Below are 15,460 nucleotides of genomic sequence, written 5' to 3'. Positions count from 1 at the left end.
GGAGACGCCCTTGAGAGCCTTCCTCGCCAACCGCCTCGCCCTCGTGGGCGCCCTGGTCACCGCGATCGTGCTCGCCGGCGTGGCCGCAGGGCCTTGGCTGTCCCCTTATTCGCCGACCGACGCCGACTTCCTGGCCCTGCTGGATCCGCCCAGCCTGCACCATCCGTTCGGCACGGACTCCTTCGGCCGCGACGTGCTGACCCGCATCCTCTACGGCGCGCGGGTCTCGCTCGCGGTGAGCGTCTGCGGCGTGCTCGTGGGCGCGCTGGTCGGGACCGCCGCCGGGCTGGTGGCCGCCTATTTCGGCGGCTGGTGGCAGGCGGTGCTGATGCGGCTGTCCGACCTGCTGTTCTCCTTCCCGAGCTTCGTGCTGGCGCTGTTCCTCATGGTGGTGCTCGGCTTCGGGGTGACCAACATCGCAGTCGCGATCGCGCTCATCTACGCGCCCATCTTCGCGCGGCTCGCCCGCAACATGGCCGTGCTGGTGAAGGACGAGCCCTGGGTGCAGGCCGCCTCGCTGATGGGCCAGTCGACCTGGAGCATCATCTCCCGCGAGATCCTGCCCAACATCGCCGCCCCGGTGTTCGTGCAGATCGCCCTGGCGATCGCGTTCGGCATCGTGATCGAGGCGGGCCTGAGCTTCCTGGGCCTGGGCGTGCAGCCGCCGAACCCGTCTCTGGGCTCCATCATGGCGGACGGCCGCGAATATTTCGGGCGGGCGCCGTGGGTGCTGACGCTCTCGGGCGTGGCGATCTCGATCGCGCTGCTCGGCCTCAACCTGCTGAGCGACGGAGTGCGCGACCTTATGGATCCCAAGCTGAGGGCCCGGCTGTGAGCGCCTCCTCGCCCCTCCTCGAGGTGATGAACCTGCGGACCTCCTTCGCGGTCGGGGACCGCCGCGTCAAAGCGGTGCGCGGCGTCAGCTTCGCCATCGCGGACGAGGAGGTCCTGGGGCTCATCGGCGAATCCGGCTCGGGCAAGACGGTCACGGGGATGTCGCTGCTGCGGCTCCTCCCGGAGCACGCCGCCGTGGAGGCTGACGCCATCCGCTTCCGGGGCAAGGAGCTGTCCGGGCTCGGCGACGACGACTTCCGCGCGCTGCGCGGCGTCCAGCTCGCGATGATCTTCCAGGATCCCGTGGGCTCGTTCAACCCGGCCAAGACCATCGGCTGGCACCTGCAGCACGCCATCGAGCGCCGCTCGGAGGCTGACGCCAAGAGCTGGCGGTCGGAGGCCGAGAGCCTGCTGCTTGATGTCGGCATCCGCGCGCCGGAGCGGGTGCTGTCGTCGTACCCGCACCAGCTGAGCGGCGGCATGCTGCAGCGCGCGCTCATCGCCATGATCATCGCGCTGCGCCCGGCGCTCATCATCGCGGACGAGCCCACCACCAACCTCGACAACCTCGTCGAGCGTCAGATCCTGGACCTGATCCGGCTGCACCAGCGACGGCTGAAGGCCTCCGTGCTGTTCGTCACCCACGACCTCGCCATCGCGGAGGACATCTGCGACCGCATCGCCGTGATGTACGCCGGCGAGATCGTCGAGATCGGGCCGGCCGAGGACGTGCTGCGGCGCCCGAAGCACCCCTACGCGGCCTGCCTGCTGCAGACGTCGCTCTCGCTGGAGCAGCGGGACGAGTTCCTGTTCGAGCTGGCCGGCGAGCCGGGCGGGCGCATCCCGGAGGAGGGCTGCGCCTTCGCGGGCCGCTGCCCCAAGACGATGCCGCAGTGCCGCACCATTCACCCCGAGATGCGGGCCGTCGGCCCGGGCCACCAGGCGAGGTGCCTCCTCCATGGCGACTGAGCCGACCAGCCTGCCCGTCCAGGGCCCCGCCATGCAGCTGCGCGACATCGTGCTGGACTTCCGCACGCGTTCCGGCTTCGGCCAGGACAAGGTCTTCCGCGCGCTCGACAGCGTGAGCCTGGATATCGGGCCCGGCGAGGTCATCGGCCTCGTGGGCGAGTCCGGCAGCGGCAAGACCACGCTGGGCAAGACCATGCTGGGCGTGCACCGGCCCACCGCGGGGCAGATCCTGTACCGCGGCGCGGACCTCGCCAACCTGTCCGCGCGCGGCTGGAAGCCATTCCGCCGCGACCTGCAGATGGTGTTCCAGGACCCGCTCTCGTCCTTCAACCCGCGCTTCACGCTCGGCAGTTCGCTCGCGCTGCCGCTGGCGCTGCACGACGTCGTGCCGAAGAAACAGATCCCCGACGAAGTCGCGTCCCTGCTGACCCGCGTGGGGCTCACGCCCGAGCACGCCAGGCGCTATCCGCACGAACTCTCGGGCGGACAGCTCCAGCGCGTGGCCATCGCGCGCGCCATCAGCGTCAAGCCGCGCATCATCGTGGCGGACGAGGCGGTGTCGAAGCTCGACGTCTCCGTGCGCGCGCAGGTGCTCAACCTGCTGAAGCGGATGAACCGGGAGACCGGTGTCGGGCTCGTGTTCATCACCCATGACCTCGGGGTGGCGCGTTTCCTGTGCGACCGCATCGCGGTCATGTATTTCGGCCGGATCGTGGAGCAGGGTCCGACGGAAGCCATTTTCGGCGACCCCCGCCATCCCTATACGCTGAGCCTGCTGCGCGCCCGCCAGCACGGCCGGACGCCGGTGGCGAGCGACGCGGATGAAACCGCCCTGACCATCCCGGATCCCGCCCGGGCCTGCCACTACGCCCCGCGCTGCGCCCGCCGCACGCCGCAATGCATCGCCGAGCGGCCGGTGCTGGCGGGAGGATCGCACACCTTCGCGTGCTTCAATCCCCTCTCGACCCAGGCCGCCGCCGCCCCGGCGCACGCCGCCATGAAGGCCTGAGCGATGGCCCCGGGCGCCCCTCCCCTCCAGCCGGGCCCAACCGTCGGGGTCGTCGGGCTCGGCCGCATCGGGACCGTCTTCGTGGAGGCGATCCGCCGGTTCGCGCCGGAGGCGGCGGTGGTGGTCGCCGGACGAGACCAGGCCCGGACGCGCGAGGCGGCCGCGCTCTGGCCCGGCGTGGCCGTAGCCGACCTGCGCGGCGTGGCCGAGGCGGCCGACATGGCGCTGCTCTGCGTTCCGCCGGAGGCCTACCGAGGCGCGGTCTTCGCCATGGCGCCTGCCATGGGGCCGGAGGTCATCCTGGTCAGCGTCACCAACGCCGTGTCCCTTGACGATCTCGGCCGCTGGACCCGGCAGCCCGTCGTGAAGATCATCCCGTCGCCGGCCCATGCCGCCGGGCGTGGCGCCTGTCTCGTGACGCCCGGCCCAAGGGCGCAGGCCCAGCACGTGGAGCGCGTCACCGCCCTGCTGCAGCGGTTCAGCCGCCCCGTCCTGACTGACCCGGCGGACAGCCGCATCGCTTCCAATCTCGCCGGCTGCGCGCCGGCGATCCTTGGGGCGTTCTGCGGGTCCTTTCTGGAGGCGAACGCCGCCCGGGCCCAGGTCTTTTCCCCGGCGGAGCTGCGCGCACTGATCACCGAATCCGTGGCGGCTCTCGCCGCTCTCCTGGATCAGGGCCTCACATTTGAGGACGTCGTCGCCCGCACGGCGACGCCAGGCGGGACGACCGAAGCCGCCATCCGGGCGCTCATGACCCAAGGCCCCGCGCTCTGCGAGCGCATGGTCGACGCCACCTTCCACCGGGAGGCCCAACTTCTCGGCATTCCGCCGCCACGACCCGATCCGGCCGAGCCGCGAGCCGCCGCTCGGGGCTGACCCGCCCCTACAGTCTTTCGGAGCGCACCCATGTCGTTCGTCGAAGCGAACCCCGCGCCGGCCGCCGCCGCGCGCGATCCCCTGCTGCAACCTCTTCGCATCAAGAACCTGGTGCTGAAGAACCGTGTGATGAGCACCAGCCACGCCTCCGGCATGGAGGAAGGCGGGATGCCCAAGGAGCGCTACCAGCTCTACCACCTCGAAAAGGCCAAGGGCGGAATCGGGCTCAGCATGTTCGGCGGCTCGTCCAACGTGGCGCCGGACAGCCCCAACATCTTCCGGCAGCTCAATGTCGGAACGGACGAGATCATTCCCTGGCTGAAGCAGTTCTCCGAGCGCATGCACGCCCATGGGGCGGCGCTGATGGTGCAGATCACCCATCTCGGCCGGCGCGGCGAGCCCTATGCTGACAAGTGGCTGCCGACCATCGGCCCCTCGCCCATGCGCGAGACGCTGCACCGCAGCTTTCCCAAGGAGATGGACGAGCACGACATCCGCCGGGTCGTGAAGGCCTATGCGGCCGCCGTCCGGCGCTGCAAGGAGGGCGGCCTCGACGGCGTCGAGACGCTGGCAGGCGGGCACCTCATCGGCCAGTTCCTTTCGCCATCCACGAACCATCGCACGGACAAATACGGCGGATCGATCGAGAACCGCTGCCGCTTCGGCCTGGAGGTGTTCGAGGCGATCCGCGAGGAGGTCGGCGACGACTACGTGGTGGGCATGCGCTACGTCATCGACGAGGGCGAGACCGGCCTCTCGATGCGCGACGCCATCGAGGTGGCGCACATCTTCGAGCGCACCGGGATGCTCGACTTCTTCAACGCCATCTACGGCCGCATGGACACGGAGCGCGCTCTGGCGGTTGACAACATGCCCGGCATGGCGTCGCGCATCGCCCCCTGGCTGCAGCAGGTGGGCGCCTTCAAGCGCGAGGTCGGGCTGCCGGTTTTCCACGCCGCGCGCATCTCCGACATCGCGACGGCGCGCCACGCCATACGCGAGGGGCTCCTCGACATGGTCGCCATGACGCGCGCCCACATTGCGGACCCGCATATCGTTCGCAAGATCGAGGCCGGGGAGGAAGACCGGATCCGGCCCTGCGTGGGCGCCACGCATTGCCAGTCGCCCTACCGGCCACACTGCCTCCACAACCCGTCGACCGGCCGCGAGTCGACCCTGCCGCACGAGATCCAGCGCTCCGAACGGGCTGGCCGGAAGGTCGTGGTGGTCGGCGGCGGCCCCGCCGGCCTGGAGGCGGCGCGAGTCTCCGCCCTGCGCGGCCATGAGGTCGTGCTGTTCGAGGCGGCCGACAAGCTGGGCGGACAGCTTCTGCTTAGCCAGCGCGCCAGCTGGCGGCGGGACGTGATCGGCATCGTCGACTGGCGCGCCGAGGAGATTCGCCGAATGGGCGTGCGGGTCGAGCTCGGGCGCTACGCCGAAGTGGAGGACGTGCTGGTCGAGAACCCCGACGTGGTGGTGATCGCCACAGGGGGCATCCCCGATATCGACTGGATCGATGGCGCCGAGCACGTCACCAGCGTGTGGGATGTCATCGGCGGCACGACGCCCCTGGGTCAGGAGGTGATCGTGTATGACGGCACGGGCCGGCACCCCGGGCCGCAGGCGGCCGAGCTCGGCGCCCAGGAGGGGCGCAAGGTCCAGTTCGTCTCCATCGACGCCCAGATGGCGCAGGAGCTCACCTATGCCGAGCGCATCATCTGGAAGAAGCGGATCTACGAACTGGGCGTGCCGATGACGTTCGACCACGAGATCGTCAAGGTCGAGCGGCGCGGCAACCGCATCGCGGCCACATTCCGGAATCTCGCTTCGGAGCAGCTCACGGAGCGCCTGGCCGACCAGATCCTGGTAGAGCACGGCGTTCGCCCCGCGGACGACCTCTACCAGGCGCTGCGGCCGCACTCCGCGAATGACGGCGTGACGGACATCGAGGCGCTGCTCGAGGTGTCGCAGCAACCGCTCACCTGGCGGCCGGAGGCGCGCATGGAGCTGCACCGGGTCGGGGACGCCGTCGCGAGCCGCAACGTGCATACCGCGGTGCTCGACTCCATGCGGCTCTGCCGAGCTTTCTGACGGGGCGGCGCGTGACCACTGTCCGCTACATCGATTGCACGGCGCTCATGGATACGTTGCTCGGGGCCCATCCCGAGCAGCGCGCCGCCATGGACGTATTCGTGGGGGACCCGGACCCGGCCCGCCTGGCGGATCTCGTCCGGGACGCATCGATCGTGATCAATGGCCATACGAGCATGGACGCCGCCCTGCTGGCCGCCGCGCCCCGGCTTCGCTCCATCATCTTCCTGGGCAGCGGCCCGGGCAGCTACATCGACCTGGACGCGGCCGAACGGGCCGGGATCGCGGTGCATCGCATCGTCAATTATGGCGACCGCGCGATCGCGGAGCACAGCTTTGCGCTTCTCCTCGCGTCGGCGCGGGGCGTCGCCACCATGGACCGCGAGGTCCGTGCCGGCGTGTGGTCGCCGGCGGAAGGCATGGAGCTGGGCGGCAAGACGCTCGGCGTGATCGGGCTTGGCGGGATCGGACGCGAGATGGTCCGCATCGCGTCGGGGTTCGGCATGAAGGTCCTTGCGTGGAGCCGCAGCGGCGTGGATCCCGAACTGCCCTGTGAAGCGGCAAGTCTGGACGCCCTGCTGGCCCGATGCGACGCGGTGTCGCTGCATCTCGCGCTGACGCCGGAGACGCGGGGCTTCCTGGGCGGCGAACGCCTCGCGCGCATGAAGCCCAGCGCCCTGCTGGTCAACACGGCGCGCGGGGCGCTGGTCGACGAGCCGGCCCTGCTGGACGCGCTGCACGCGGGCCGGATCCGGCACGCCGCGCTCGATGTGTTCGACGCGGAGCCCTTGCCGGCTGGCCATCCGTTCACGAGCCTCCCGAACGTCACGCTCACGTCGCACGCGGCCTACAAGACGCGCGAAGCCACGGAGCGGCTGCTCGCGGCCGCCCTGGCCATCCTGGACGACGAGCGCAGGCGGTTGGCCGGCGCCCTGTAGCGCTCTTTCGAATCTGCGCCGACGCAAGGCCAGGCGAATGGCACGCCGCATACTCGGGTCGCGGTTTTGTCGCGACGAGGTGGGTCCATGCGCAGCCTTCTTCTGGCCCTGGACGGGTCACAGGACACGGGAGCAGCCACAGCCGCTGCGCTCGATCTCGCAAGCCGACGCCGCTCCCACCTCGCGGCCGTCGGAATCGTCAACTCGGAGTGGATCGGGCGTCCGCAGGCTGTGCCCGCCGGCGCCATGCCGTTCAGGGATGCGCTGGAGCAGCGTGAGATGGCCTCGGCCGAGCGGCGCGTGGCTGCGGGGATGAAGGATTTCGAAGCCGCGGCGGCGCGCACGGACCTCTCTTGGGAGGCCTGCGCGCTCAGGGGCGATCCCGTGCAGCTCCTCCAAGACGCCGCGACCGAGCACGACGCCATCATGGTCGCCCATGACGCGTGCTTCGCCATGGATCGCGCAGAGGGCGCGCTGGCGCCCTGCGTGGAAGACCTGATCCGGCGCGAGCCCCGGCCCGTGATCCTGTTGCCGCGCTTCGACGAGGGCGCCGTCGCATGGGACGGACCGGCGCTGGTCGCCTTCGACGGGAGCGCGTCGGCGTCCCGCGCCCTGCACTTCTTCGCGGCGCTTGGCCTTGGCGCCGGCAGGACCGTGCATGTGGTCACGGCAGGGCCGACAGTCGCGCAGGCGGAGCACACGGCGTCGGCCGCATGTCGGCTGCTCAGCCGCTACGACTGCGGGGACGCGCGCGCGATCGGCGTCCAGACGGACGGTGCGGTCTCCAAGGCCGAGCGGATCCTGGACATCAGCAAGGCGGTCGGCGCGACGACCCTCGCGATGGGAGCCTATGGACGCCAAGGCCTGCGCGCGCTGTTCGGCTCCTGCACGCGCCGCCTCATCCAGGACGCCAACGTGCCGATTTTCCTGGTTCACTAGGCGCCCGAGGGGCCTTCCCGGGCGCTCGGCCGAGCCTTGGGCCGGGCCGTCCCTGGCCCGGGCGGCTTCGGCGACCGCGTCAGGCCCAGGCCCTGCAGGTCGATCTGCCGCGCTGTGATCCGATCCTGGGTGTCCAGCACCGATTTCCGGATGTTCTGGTCGAGGTGATCCAGATAGCCGTCGACGGCATCGCGCCGCTCCGGCGCCGTCGCGACATCCTGCAGGCCGACCAGCGCGGCCCTGAGCCGACGCATGACCTGCACCGAAGTTGCGCCGAACTGCCGGATCTCGTCGAAGGACAGCGCCAGCATGTCGTTCCAGCTCGGCAGCGGGATGAACAGCCGTGGCGCGCCATCGGCGCCGCCGACCCACACGCTCTCGAGATCCAGACGCGCCATGCGGCGCAGCAGGTCGTCGATCTGGTCCAGCGCCTGGACCGCCGTGGTCGGGTCATTGATCGCGGGCGACAGGGCCTTGATGGCGATGTCGACGAGCAGGCGCAGGGCCCACTTGGGATCCTGGTCAAACGTGCGCTCGCGGCCGAGCCGGACGGCGGCGCGGACGGCGCGCTCGTCGAAGTCGGTCGCCTGCCCTCCCCGGGCGTGCACATGCAGGATGGGGCTCTCCTCGACCAGGGTGTCCCCGACCCCGCACGCCAGCACGAACACGAGGTCGGCCGCCTCCGCCCTCTCCACCAGCGTTCGAACATCGAGCTCGGTGATGCTGCGGGGGCTTCCCTCGTGCAGCAGCGTGCGCACGGGCGGCCCCAGATCGGCCACGGGCGGGCCGGCGCATCTGTCCTTGAGGCGACTTGGCGCGCGATAGACGGAACTCGGCGCAGCCAAGACGTCGCGGCCGCGGTCGCCGATGAGGCAAAGGACCTCGGTGATCTGCAGCCCCGACAGGCTCTGCACCAGCAGCACGAAGGCCAACATGCTGGCGATCAGCAGGGCGATCACCAGCAGGGTCGAGATCAGGGGCGCGGAGCCGCTGCCCGACCGGTCGGTCCACATCATGGCGGCCATGGCGTAGGCGAAGGTCGCCATGAAGACGCCGAGCGCATGGTAAAGGCCTGGCCGCGAAGCGAACCACAGGACCAGGCGCGGCGAGTATGCGACCGCGCTGAACTGCACCATCACGAAGGCGATGGAGAACACGATCGCCGTCATGGCGAGCATGCCTGACGCCGTGGCCGACAGGAATGCGGTGGCGGAGGCAGCGGACATCCCATGGATCAGGCCAGGAGCCCAGGCCTGCTCGAGCCGCGGAACGACCGTCGCCGCCGCCACGCTCGCGGCCGTGTAGGAGGTGGGGATCAGCCAGAGGCGCATGTCACGCTTCCGGAGCGAGCGGCGGGCTGGCGGGCTCCCGGGCGGCGGCCCGGGGCTCTGCGTCCCGCCATTGTTCCCACAGGATCGTGAGGCTGACCGTCAGCACCCAGAGCGGAAACAGAAACAGCGTCAGCGGCGCGGACTGGCTGAACAGCAGCACCAGCAGTCCCAGGCCGTAGCCCAGCGCGGCGGTCCAGCGCGAAGTGAAGCCGGTGCGCACGATCAACGACGAGGCCGTGAACATGAACACGGACGCCATCTTCATCGCGTAGACGCTGGTCAGGTCGAAGGCCAGCGAGCGGGCCAGCCTGAATGTCGCGCCAGCCAGGAACCCCGGCTCCTGGGCGGCGAAGACGATGGCGCTGGTGGCGGCGGCGGCCACGAAAAGCAGCCCCACGAACAGTACGCCGCTGCCCAGGAACACTGTCGCAAAGAGCTTGTCCTCGTCGGGTCCAAGGCGGTCCCGCAGCACGCCGATGAACCAGAGGAAGGCGACGCCCGCCACGGGGATGAGCTGAAGCGCGAAGTTCACCGCCGAAGCCTTGTCCCGAGCCCATGCGCCAGTGTCCCCCGCCCTGGGCTGGATGGCCTGCAGGAGGATGGCGAAGGCGACCAGGATGACGACCGCGAACACGATTCCCGCGAAGGCGGCGGCCCGCGGCGTCTTCAACCTGGCTCGAGCGGTGGCAGCCATTCCGAAGGGCCCCTGGAGGCCTGCGGGCGCTCCCGCAGGCCGGTGGTGAGCCAGTCTAGGGGCAGCGATAGTAGATGCGCCCGTAGGCGTCCACGACCTGGGCGCAGCCCGGGGCGTAGTAGTTGTAGGCGCCGTAGGTCGCGGCGCCCGCCGCCCCTACGGCCACCGCCCGCCGCGTGGTCCGGCGCGCCACCCCGGCATAGCTCATCGGCGTCATCGGGCGCCCGACGCGTGCTTCAGCCGTGGTCGTCCATGAACTGCGGGAGACCAGCTCGGGCTGGTCCGCCAAGAGCAGGCCCGCGAATCCGGCGAGCCCGGCAAGGGCCATTTTTGATGCGAAAGCGATCCGCCGTGTCATTGCGCCGCCCCCTTGTTTTCGGCCGGGGGCACTTCGTCCCATCCCGCCGCCTCTTTCACGTCCACGCGTTTGGCCTCGCCCGGCTGGAACACGAAGGCGTCCGGCTGGGCAGGCAATCCCGACCTCCAGTCCTTGATCCGCAGCGTGTATTGCGGCGCCCCGGTCACCATCTTGCTGGTGATCACGTATTTTCTCGGAACGGGATTGGAGCCCGCCTCCACCCAGAGCTGCCAGTCCACTTCGGGTCCGCGGAAGGCGAGATGCTCGCATTCCACCCCGTTCACCACGCCTTGCCCGATGTGCTTACCGTCCAGGACGTCCGCGCTGAGCTGCTTGAACATGTCGGCCAGCAGCAGGTCCGCCCCCGGCGCATCCACGGCGAATTCGGTGCGGAGCTTGTCGACCAGGCCGTCGATGGTGCCGGTGAAGGGCGCCTGCGCATAAGCGTTGGCGTTCTTGCCATGCAGTGTGACCGTCGCGCCGTCGAAGATCAGCTCCACGTCCGAATAGCCGCCCTGGCGTGTCAGGCGCAGCTTGTCTGGCCTGTTGAGCAGCGCCTCGCCCGAGCTGGCGAACTGGATCTTCTGGAGCGAGGGCGTCACGATCTCGATATCGCTGTCGAACTTCATCGAGATCGTCTGCTGGCTCGCCAGGTAGTCGCTCGTCTTCTTCAGCAACTGCATGGCCTCTTCGTCCGCCCGGGCCGGGGAGCCCAGTCCGGACAGGAGGCCGGTCCCGAGAAGACAGATCAGGGCGCGCCCGGCGCGCCGGGTCCGTCGGGCTATGGGGTGCGTTCCCGCCATGGCGGTCTCCCTCGTCCTAGGAAGCTGCTTTGGGAGTGATCAGGCTGCGACCACACCGCGTCCGGAGCGATCCCGCCCGCGGTCGCGAAGAGTGATCGATGAGCGAAGCTTGCCATGCGGGGGGCTGGCTCATGCTGAGCCAGATCAGCCGCCGCCGGGCGCGAAGATGCGCTCACATCTTCCGGGGCCCGGCCGCCAATGCCCGGCCGATCGCTTCGGACAGCCTGCTCGCAAGATCGGCCTGGATCGCGGCAACGCCCTCCTGGCTGGGGATCGGATGGCGTTCGCTCCATAGAACCTGGCCGCTGCGCGCATCCACCAGGCGGGCGGTCAGGAGCCCGCCGCCAGGCGCGGCGAGAACGCTGCCCTCGATCGCATAGCGCACCTTGTAGCGCGCCCAGGCGGCGACGAGGTCGCCGTCCGGCGCCTGGCGGGCGGCCTCACGGCCGAGGATCCGGAATTCGCCCGAAGCCGCCAGCCGGTCGATCAATTCCTCCGACAGCCCTTGCGCGATCCGCGCCGCCTTCTCGTCGCCAAGCGCGCCCACGAAGGGCGTGACCGCGACCAGGGGCGGCGTCCGGGTCGACGCGGTGGGAGCCGCGCCCAGCGCCCATGCCGCCATTGCGCCGATGATCAGCGACAGGCCAAGCGCCGCGAGGGCCCAGCGCCAAGGGCCGTCCGCAGTCCTGGGGACCCTAGGGACCTTGCTCGCGATTGCGTCCCGGGCGACCTCGATGGCGTCACCGCCATCCCGAAGCGGGTCTCCGAGGCTATCGACGCCTTCGGCGGCGTCCTGGGAATCGTCATCAGGGCTGCCGCGGCCATCACGTCGGAGCTCGAAGCGCGGCACGTAGGCGCCGCGGGGCACCGTGATGACAAGAGGGTCGTCCCGGCCCGCCGCGTGATAGTAGCGCTCCAGGGCGCGTCGCAGCCGTCCGGCCTCGATGCGCACCACCGGATCGATCTGCGCATCAAAGGAGGTGGGCCGATCGAAAACCGCGAGAGCGATCGAGTAGGCCTTCAGGCGGGCATCCTGCCCCGCCAGTTTCTCGGCGACGATATAGCGCAGAAAACGCTTGAGGCGCTCCGAACGGCGGAAGTCACTGCTGGCGCAAATCGCCTCGACGCATTGCTCCACCAGACCGCTTTCCAAGGCGATGCGCTTCGCTTCGAGAGTAGACAAAGTCGCCTCCCCACCGTTTTGCAGGATACGGTAAGGGGAAGTCAAGTCGACAATCAACTCGCTCGAATACGGACGCAGAAAGGAGTAGTACGCTTGGATGATGGGGAAGTAACCGCTCCCCTGACCTCTTTATGACAGCGCCCTACATTTCGTGACGAATTGTAACAGCGGCCATATTGTCTTGTTTTGCGCCTGGCGGAACCGTGATTGCGATTTCCAAGAAGAATGCCGCAGGAGGCTCCCCTGCGAGCGCTCAAGCAAACGAGCGCGCTCCGCAATCAAGCGGCAGGCTGGGTTTGTTCGATGCTGAAAGCATATGGCGCGCCCAACGGGACTCGAACCCGTGTTTTCGCCGTGAANCCCAACGGGACTCGAACCCGTGTTTTCGCCGTGAAAGGGCGACGTCCTAGACCGCTAGACGATGGGCGCAGCGTGAGGCGGCTTATAGGCGGGTTCGGGGCGGGCGACAAGCCTTCTCGGGAGGGTGAAATGCAGTTCCGGAAAACTCTCCCCAGCGCCCCTCTCCCGCGCTAGACAGGCGTGCTGATCCATGGGGGCGAGAACGGCGTTGGGGACAGAGCAGCGGCGCGATCCGAGGACGCCGGAGAAGCAATCAGAGGGCGCCGTGGCGGCTGAGATGGCGGTCGGGGGCGCGCCGGTCGAGGGCGTGCGGCCTCCCGTGGCCGAGGACGCAAGCGCGACCGCCGGGCTGGGCATCCTGATGATGCTGCTCGGCATCTTCCTGTTCGTTTGCAACGACGTCATGGGCAAGTGGCTGGTCGCCACCTACAGCGTGGGCCAGGTGCTGCTCATCCGCAGCCTGTTCGCCCTGCTCCTGCTTGCGCCCGCGATCCTGCGGGAGGGCGTAGGCCGCGTGCTCGCGCCCGCCCGGCCCGGCATGCAGTTGCTGCGAATCGTTTTTTCGACGGCCGAGGTGGCTGCCTTCTACTGGGCCGTGGCCTACCTGCCGCTCGCCGACGTGGTCACCTTCTACCTGTCCGGCCCGATCTGGGTGACGGCCCTCGCCGGGCCGCTGCTGGGCGAAAAGGTCGGCTGGCGGCGGTGGTCGGCCGTGCTGGTGGGATTCGCTGGGGTGGTGATCGCCATGCGGCCGTCCGAGGCCGCGTTCGGCCTGCCGGCGCTGGTGGCGGTATCGGGCAGCCTGCTTTTCGCTTTGCTCATGATCACCACGCGCAAGCTGCGCGACACCAGCGGGACGACGTTGGTGACCTGGCAGGTGCTGGGGGCCCTCATCTTCGGGGCCGTGCTGGCGCCGGTGCACTGGGTGACGCCCACGCCCCGCGACTTCCTGCTGCTCGGGATGCTGGGCGTCGTCGCCACGGTGGCGCATATCTGCGTGAACAAAGCCCTGAAGCTGGCCTCCGCCGCCGTTGTGGTGCCCTATCAGTACACCCAGATCGCCTGGGCGGTGCTGCTGGGCTGGATCGTGTTCGGGGACATCCCCGAAGCCGCCGTGTTCGTCGGCTCGTCCGTGATCGTGGCGGCCGGCCTCTATATCTTTCTGCGCGAGCAGCAGATCGCGCGCCAGGCGCGGCGGCGCTAGCTCAGGGCCGCCCGGCCGGGATCCCGACGTCGCTGACGCGCAGCTGGACGCGTTCGTTGCCCTGCCAGCGGTCGACGGAGAGCTGGCCGGCGACGTGAACCGACTGGCCGCGCGACTCGAAAAGAGCGCGGCCAAGCGGCTGCTCTGCAGCCCCGAAGGCGATGCCGTCCAAGGTGGAGCCGTCGCCCGCCTTCAGACGCACCTTGACGTGGCCGCGCCCCACCTCAGTGGCGTCCAGGAGCCGGTGCGAGGGCAGCGCGAAGGTCGGCTCGGGATGGCCGGACCCGAAGGGCCCCGCGGCCTCGATGCGAGCGATCAGCTCCGTCCGGGCGCCGCCCGCCGTGATGGCCGCGTCGATGGCCAAGCCCCGATCGGCTCGGGCCGCCGCAATGGCGGAGGCCAACCGGTCCTCCAGAAACGCGGCCAGATCCGGCAGTCGCTCCCTGGCGATGGTGGCGCCGGCGGCCATGGCGTGGCCGCCGCCTTTCACCGCGATTCCAGCGTCCACCGCGGCGCGCACGGCGCGGCCGATGTCCACTCCCGGGATGGAGCGGGCCGATCCCGTGCCGAGGCCGTTCTCGCCGAACGCGAAGGCGAAGGCCGGGCGGCCGAAGCGCTCCTTGAGGCGCGAGGCCACGAGCCCCACGACGCCCGGATGCCACTCGCCGGAGCCCACGGCGATGAGGGCCGCGCCCTGTTCGTCGATGCCCACCTGTCCGAGCGCCATCCCGACGCCCTCGGCGACCATCGCCTGTTCGATGGCCTGACGCTCGCCGTTGAGGCGATCAAGGGTCGCGGCGATGGACTGGGCTTCCAGTTCGTCGGACGTCATCAGCAGCCGCGCGCCCAGCGCGGCGTCGCCGATGCGCCCGCCGGCGTTGATTCGCGGGCCGAGCAGGTAGCCGAGATGATAGGGACGTGGTGGGCCGTCCAGCCGGGCGACGTCGCAGAGGGCGCGCAGGCCGACGCGGGCGCGCGCCTTCATCACCGCGAGGCCCTGGCGCACGAAGGCCCGGTTGAGGCCGACCAGCGGGACCACGTCCGCGACGGTCCCGAGCGCGACGAGGTCCAGCATGCCCATGAGGTCCGGCTCGCCGCCGCGGCGGGTCCAGAAGCCACGCTTGCGCAGCTCGCGGTTGAGCGCGACCAGCGACACGAAGGTGACGCCGGCGGCGCACAGCGCGCCGAGGCCGGAGAGGTCGTCCAGGCGGTTGGGATTCACGATCGCCCTGGCGGAGGGAAGCACCTCGGGCGCCTGGTGGTGGTCGATCACCACGGCGTCAAGGCCGAGCCGGGCGGCTTCGGCCAGCGGTTCGTGGCTGGTGGTGCCGCAGTCGACCGTGACCAGCAGCTTGGCTCCGGCGCCGGCCAGCTTGCGGATGGCCTCCACATTGGGGCCGTAGCCCTCGATCAGGCGGTCCGGGATGTGGATGATGGTCCTGAGGCCGCAGGCTTCCAGGTAGGAGCCCAGCAGCGCCGAGGACGAGGCGCCGTCCACGTCGTAGTCGCCAAAGATGGCGACCGTCTCACCCCTCTCCACCGCGTCCGCGAGGCGGGCCGCGGCGGCGTCCATGTCGATCAGGGACGAAGGGTCCGGCAGGAGGTGTCGAAGCCGCGGCTCCAGGAAGGCAGGCGCCTCGGCGGAGGCCACGCCCCGGCCCGCGAGGACCCGCGCCAGCACGTCGTCGAGCCCATGGTCCTGGACGATGGCCAGCGCCGCAGCCTGGCCGGCGTCGTCAAGCCTGTCGCGCCAGCGCCGGCCGGTGGCCGAGCGCTCGACGCCGAGAAAGGGACGAGTCATGCCGCCGTGTGTAGCGGAAGCGGACGAGTCGTGGAATCGGGCGCGGACGGGCGTCCACGGGAAAGTGGCG

The 15,460-nt window shown here is 70.0% G+C and carries 14 protein-coding genes and 1 tRNA gene; 8 read left to right on the top strand and 7 right to left on the bottom strand.

Annotated features, from left to right (window positions below; all coding sequences use genetic code 11):
- Window positions 1-10 precede the first annotated feature (10 nt).
- The 7 genes from SLNSH_RS20335 (at window position 11) to SLNSH_RS20305 (ending at window position 7,656) form a co-directional block, all read left to right on the top strand.
- The gene (locus SLNSH_RS20335) at window positions 11-835 is read left to right on the top strand and encodes an ABC transporter permease (protein ID WP_106339389.1); all 825 of its coding nucleotides are present in this window, start codon (window positions 11-13) and stop codon (window positions 833-835) included.
- Window positions 832-1,803, top strand: coding sequence for an ABC transporter ATP-binding protein (locus SLNSH_RS20330; RefSeq protein ID WP_106339387.1), 972 nt, complete (start codon window positions 832-834; stop codon window positions 1,801-1,803). The genes SLNSH_RS20335 and SLNSH_RS20330 overlap by 4 nt, the downstream gene beginning before the upstream one ends.
- Window positions 1,793-2,812 (top strand): oligopeptide/dipeptide ABC transporter ATP-binding protein, encoded by a 1,020-nt coding sequence (locus SLNSH_RS20325; RefSeq protein WP_106339385.1) that lies wholly within the window; start codon window positions 1,793-1,795, stop codon window positions 2,810-2,812. Before SLNSH_RS20330 ends, SLNSH_RS20325 begins: the two co-directional genes overlap by 11 nt.
- Before the next feature lie 3 nt (window positions 2,813-2,815).
- A complete protein-coding gene (locus SLNSH_RS20320; protein ID WP_106339383.1) occupies window positions 2,816-3,688 on the top strand; it encodes a pyrroline-5-carboxylate reductase family protein in 873 nt (290 codons plus the stop codon).
- A 30-nt stretch (window positions 3,689-3,718) separates the two neighbouring features.
- Entirely contained in the window at window positions 3,719-5,779 is a 2,061-nt protein-coding gene (locus SLNSH_RS20315; protein ID WP_106339381.1) for an oxidoreductase, read from the top strand.
- Window positions 5,780-5,790: 11 nt separating this feature from the next.
- The gene (locus SLNSH_RS20310; RefSeq protein WP_106339379.1) at window positions 5,791-6,717 is read left to right on the top strand and encodes a 2-hydroxyacid dehydrogenase; all 927 of its coding nucleotides are present in this window, start codon (window positions 5,791-5,793) and stop codon (window positions 6,715-6,717) included.
- Window positions 6,718-6,804: 87 nt separating this feature from the next.
- On the top strand, window positions 6,805-7,656 hold the full coding sequence (locus SLNSH_RS20305) for a universal stress protein (protein ID WP_106339377.1): 852 nt from the start codon (window positions 6,805-6,807) through the stop codon (window positions 7,654-7,656).
- Here the strand turns inward: SLNSH_RS20305 and SLNSH_RS20300 are convergent.
- The 6 genes from SLNSH_RS20300 to SLNSH_RS24990 all read right to left on the bottom strand — a co-directional run bounded on the left by SLNSH_RS20300 (window position 7,653) and on the right by SLNSH_RS24990 (window position 12,454).
- Window positions 7,653-8,987: a DUF2254 domain-containing protein gene (locus SLNSH_RS20300; RefSeq protein ID WP_106339375.1), complete on the bottom strand. Its 1,335-nt coding sequence runs from the start codon at window positions 8,985-8,987 to the stop codon at window positions 7,653-7,655. The genes SLNSH_RS20305 and SLNSH_RS20300 overlap by 4 nt on opposite strands.
- Before the next feature lies 1 nt (window position 8,988).
- A complete protein-coding gene (locus SLNSH_RS20295) occupies window positions 8,989-9,681 on the bottom strand; it encodes a hypothetical protein (RefSeq protein ID WP_146140325.1) in 693 nt (230 codons plus the stop codon).
- Between the two features lie 55 nt (window positions 9,682-9,736).
- On the bottom strand, window positions 9,737-10,039 hold the full coding sequence (locus tag SLNSH_RS20290; RefSeq protein WP_245422427.1) for a hypothetical protein: 303 nt from the start codon (window positions 10,037-10,039) through the stop codon (window positions 9,737-9,739).
- Entirely contained in the window at window positions 10,036-10,842 is an 807-nt protein-coding gene (locus SLNSH_RS20285) for a DUF2092 domain-containing protein (protein WP_106339369.1), read from the bottom strand. The genes SLNSH_RS20290 and SLNSH_RS20285 overlap by 4 nt, the downstream gene beginning before the upstream one ends.
- A gap of 172 nt (window positions 10,843-11,014) precedes the next feature.
- Window positions 11,015-12,082, bottom strand: coding sequence for a hypothetical protein (locus tag SLNSH_RS20280; protein WP_146140324.1), 1,068 nt, complete (start codon window positions 12,080-12,082; stop codon window positions 11,015-11,017).
- A 260-nt stretch (window positions 12,083-12,342) separates the two neighbouring features.
- Window positions 12,343-12,454 (bottom strand) — tRNA-OTHER (locus SLNSH_RS24990).
- Window positions 12,455-12,650: 196 nt separating this feature from the next.
- On the opposite strand from SLNSH_RS24990, the gene SLNSH_RS20270 reads away from it, so the two are divergent.
- Complete coding sequence (locus SLNSH_RS20270; RefSeq protein ID WP_245422426.1) at window positions 12,651-13,589, top strand: DMT family transporter; 939 nt, start codon at window positions 12,651-12,653, stop codon at window positions 13,587-13,589.
- Window position 13,590: 1 nt separating this feature from the next.
- Here SLNSH_RS20270 and recJ read toward each other — a convergent pair whose 3' ends face one another.
- On the bottom strand, window positions 13,591-15,390 hold the full coding sequence (gene recJ / locus SLNSH_RS20265; RefSeq protein WP_106339363.1) for a single-stranded-DNA-specific exonuclease RecJ: 1,800 nt from the start codon (window positions 15,388-15,390) through the stop codon (window positions 13,591-13,593).
- Window positions 15,391-15,460 lie beyond the last annotated feature (70 nt).

It is taken from the genome of Alsobacter soli, assembly GCF_003004785.1.
Lineage (GTDB): Bacteria > Pseudomonadota > Alphaproteobacteria > Rhizobiales > Beijerinckiaceae > Alsobacter > Alsobacter soli.
The sequence above is the reverse complement of the archived record's forward strand: the minus strand, read 5'-3'. Positions and strand labels throughout refer to the sequence as shown.

What these genes read in the sequence shown, in the direction of transcription:
- SLNSH_RS20325 (WP_106339385.1), top strand. Translation starts at nt 1,793, where the DNA reads ATGGCGACTGAGCCGACCAGCCTGCCCGTCCAGGGCCCCGCCATGCAG.
- SLNSH_RS20320 (WP_106339383.1), top strand. Translation starts at nt 2,816, where the DNA reads ATGGCCCCGGGCGCCCCTCCCCTCCAGCCGGGCCCAACCGTCGGGGTC.
- SLNSH_RS20315 (WP_106339381.1), top strand. Translation starts at nt 3,719, where the DNA reads ATGTCGTTCGTCGAAGCGAACCCCGCGCCGGCCGCCGCCGCGCGCGAT.
- SLNSH_RS20305 (WP_106339377.1), top strand. Translation starts at nt 6,805, where the DNA reads ATGCGCAGCCTTCTTCTGGCCCTGGACGGGTCACAGGACACGGGAGCA.
- SLNSH_RS20300 (WP_106339375.1), bottom strand. Translation starts at nt 8,987, where the DNA reads ATGCGCCTCTGGCTGATCCCCACCTCCTACACGGCCGCGAGCGTGGCG.
- SLNSH_RS20295 (WP_146140325.1), bottom strand. Translation starts at nt 9,681, where the DNA reads ATGGCTGCCACCGCTCGAGCCAGGTTGAAGACGCCGCGGGCCGCCGCC.
- SLNSH_RS20290 (WP_245422427.1), bottom strand. Translation starts at nt 10,039, where the DNA reads ATGACACGGCGGATCGCTTTCGCATCAAAAATGGCCCTTGCCGGGCTC.
- SLNSH_RS20285 (WP_106339369.1), bottom strand. Translation starts at nt 10,842, where the DNA reads ATGGCGGGAACGCACCCCATAGCCCGACGGACCCGGCGCGCCGGGCGC.
- recJ (WP_106339363.1), bottom strand. Translation starts at nt 15,390, where the DNA reads ATGACTCGTCCCTTTCTCGGCGTCGAGCGCTCGGCCACCGGCCGGCGC.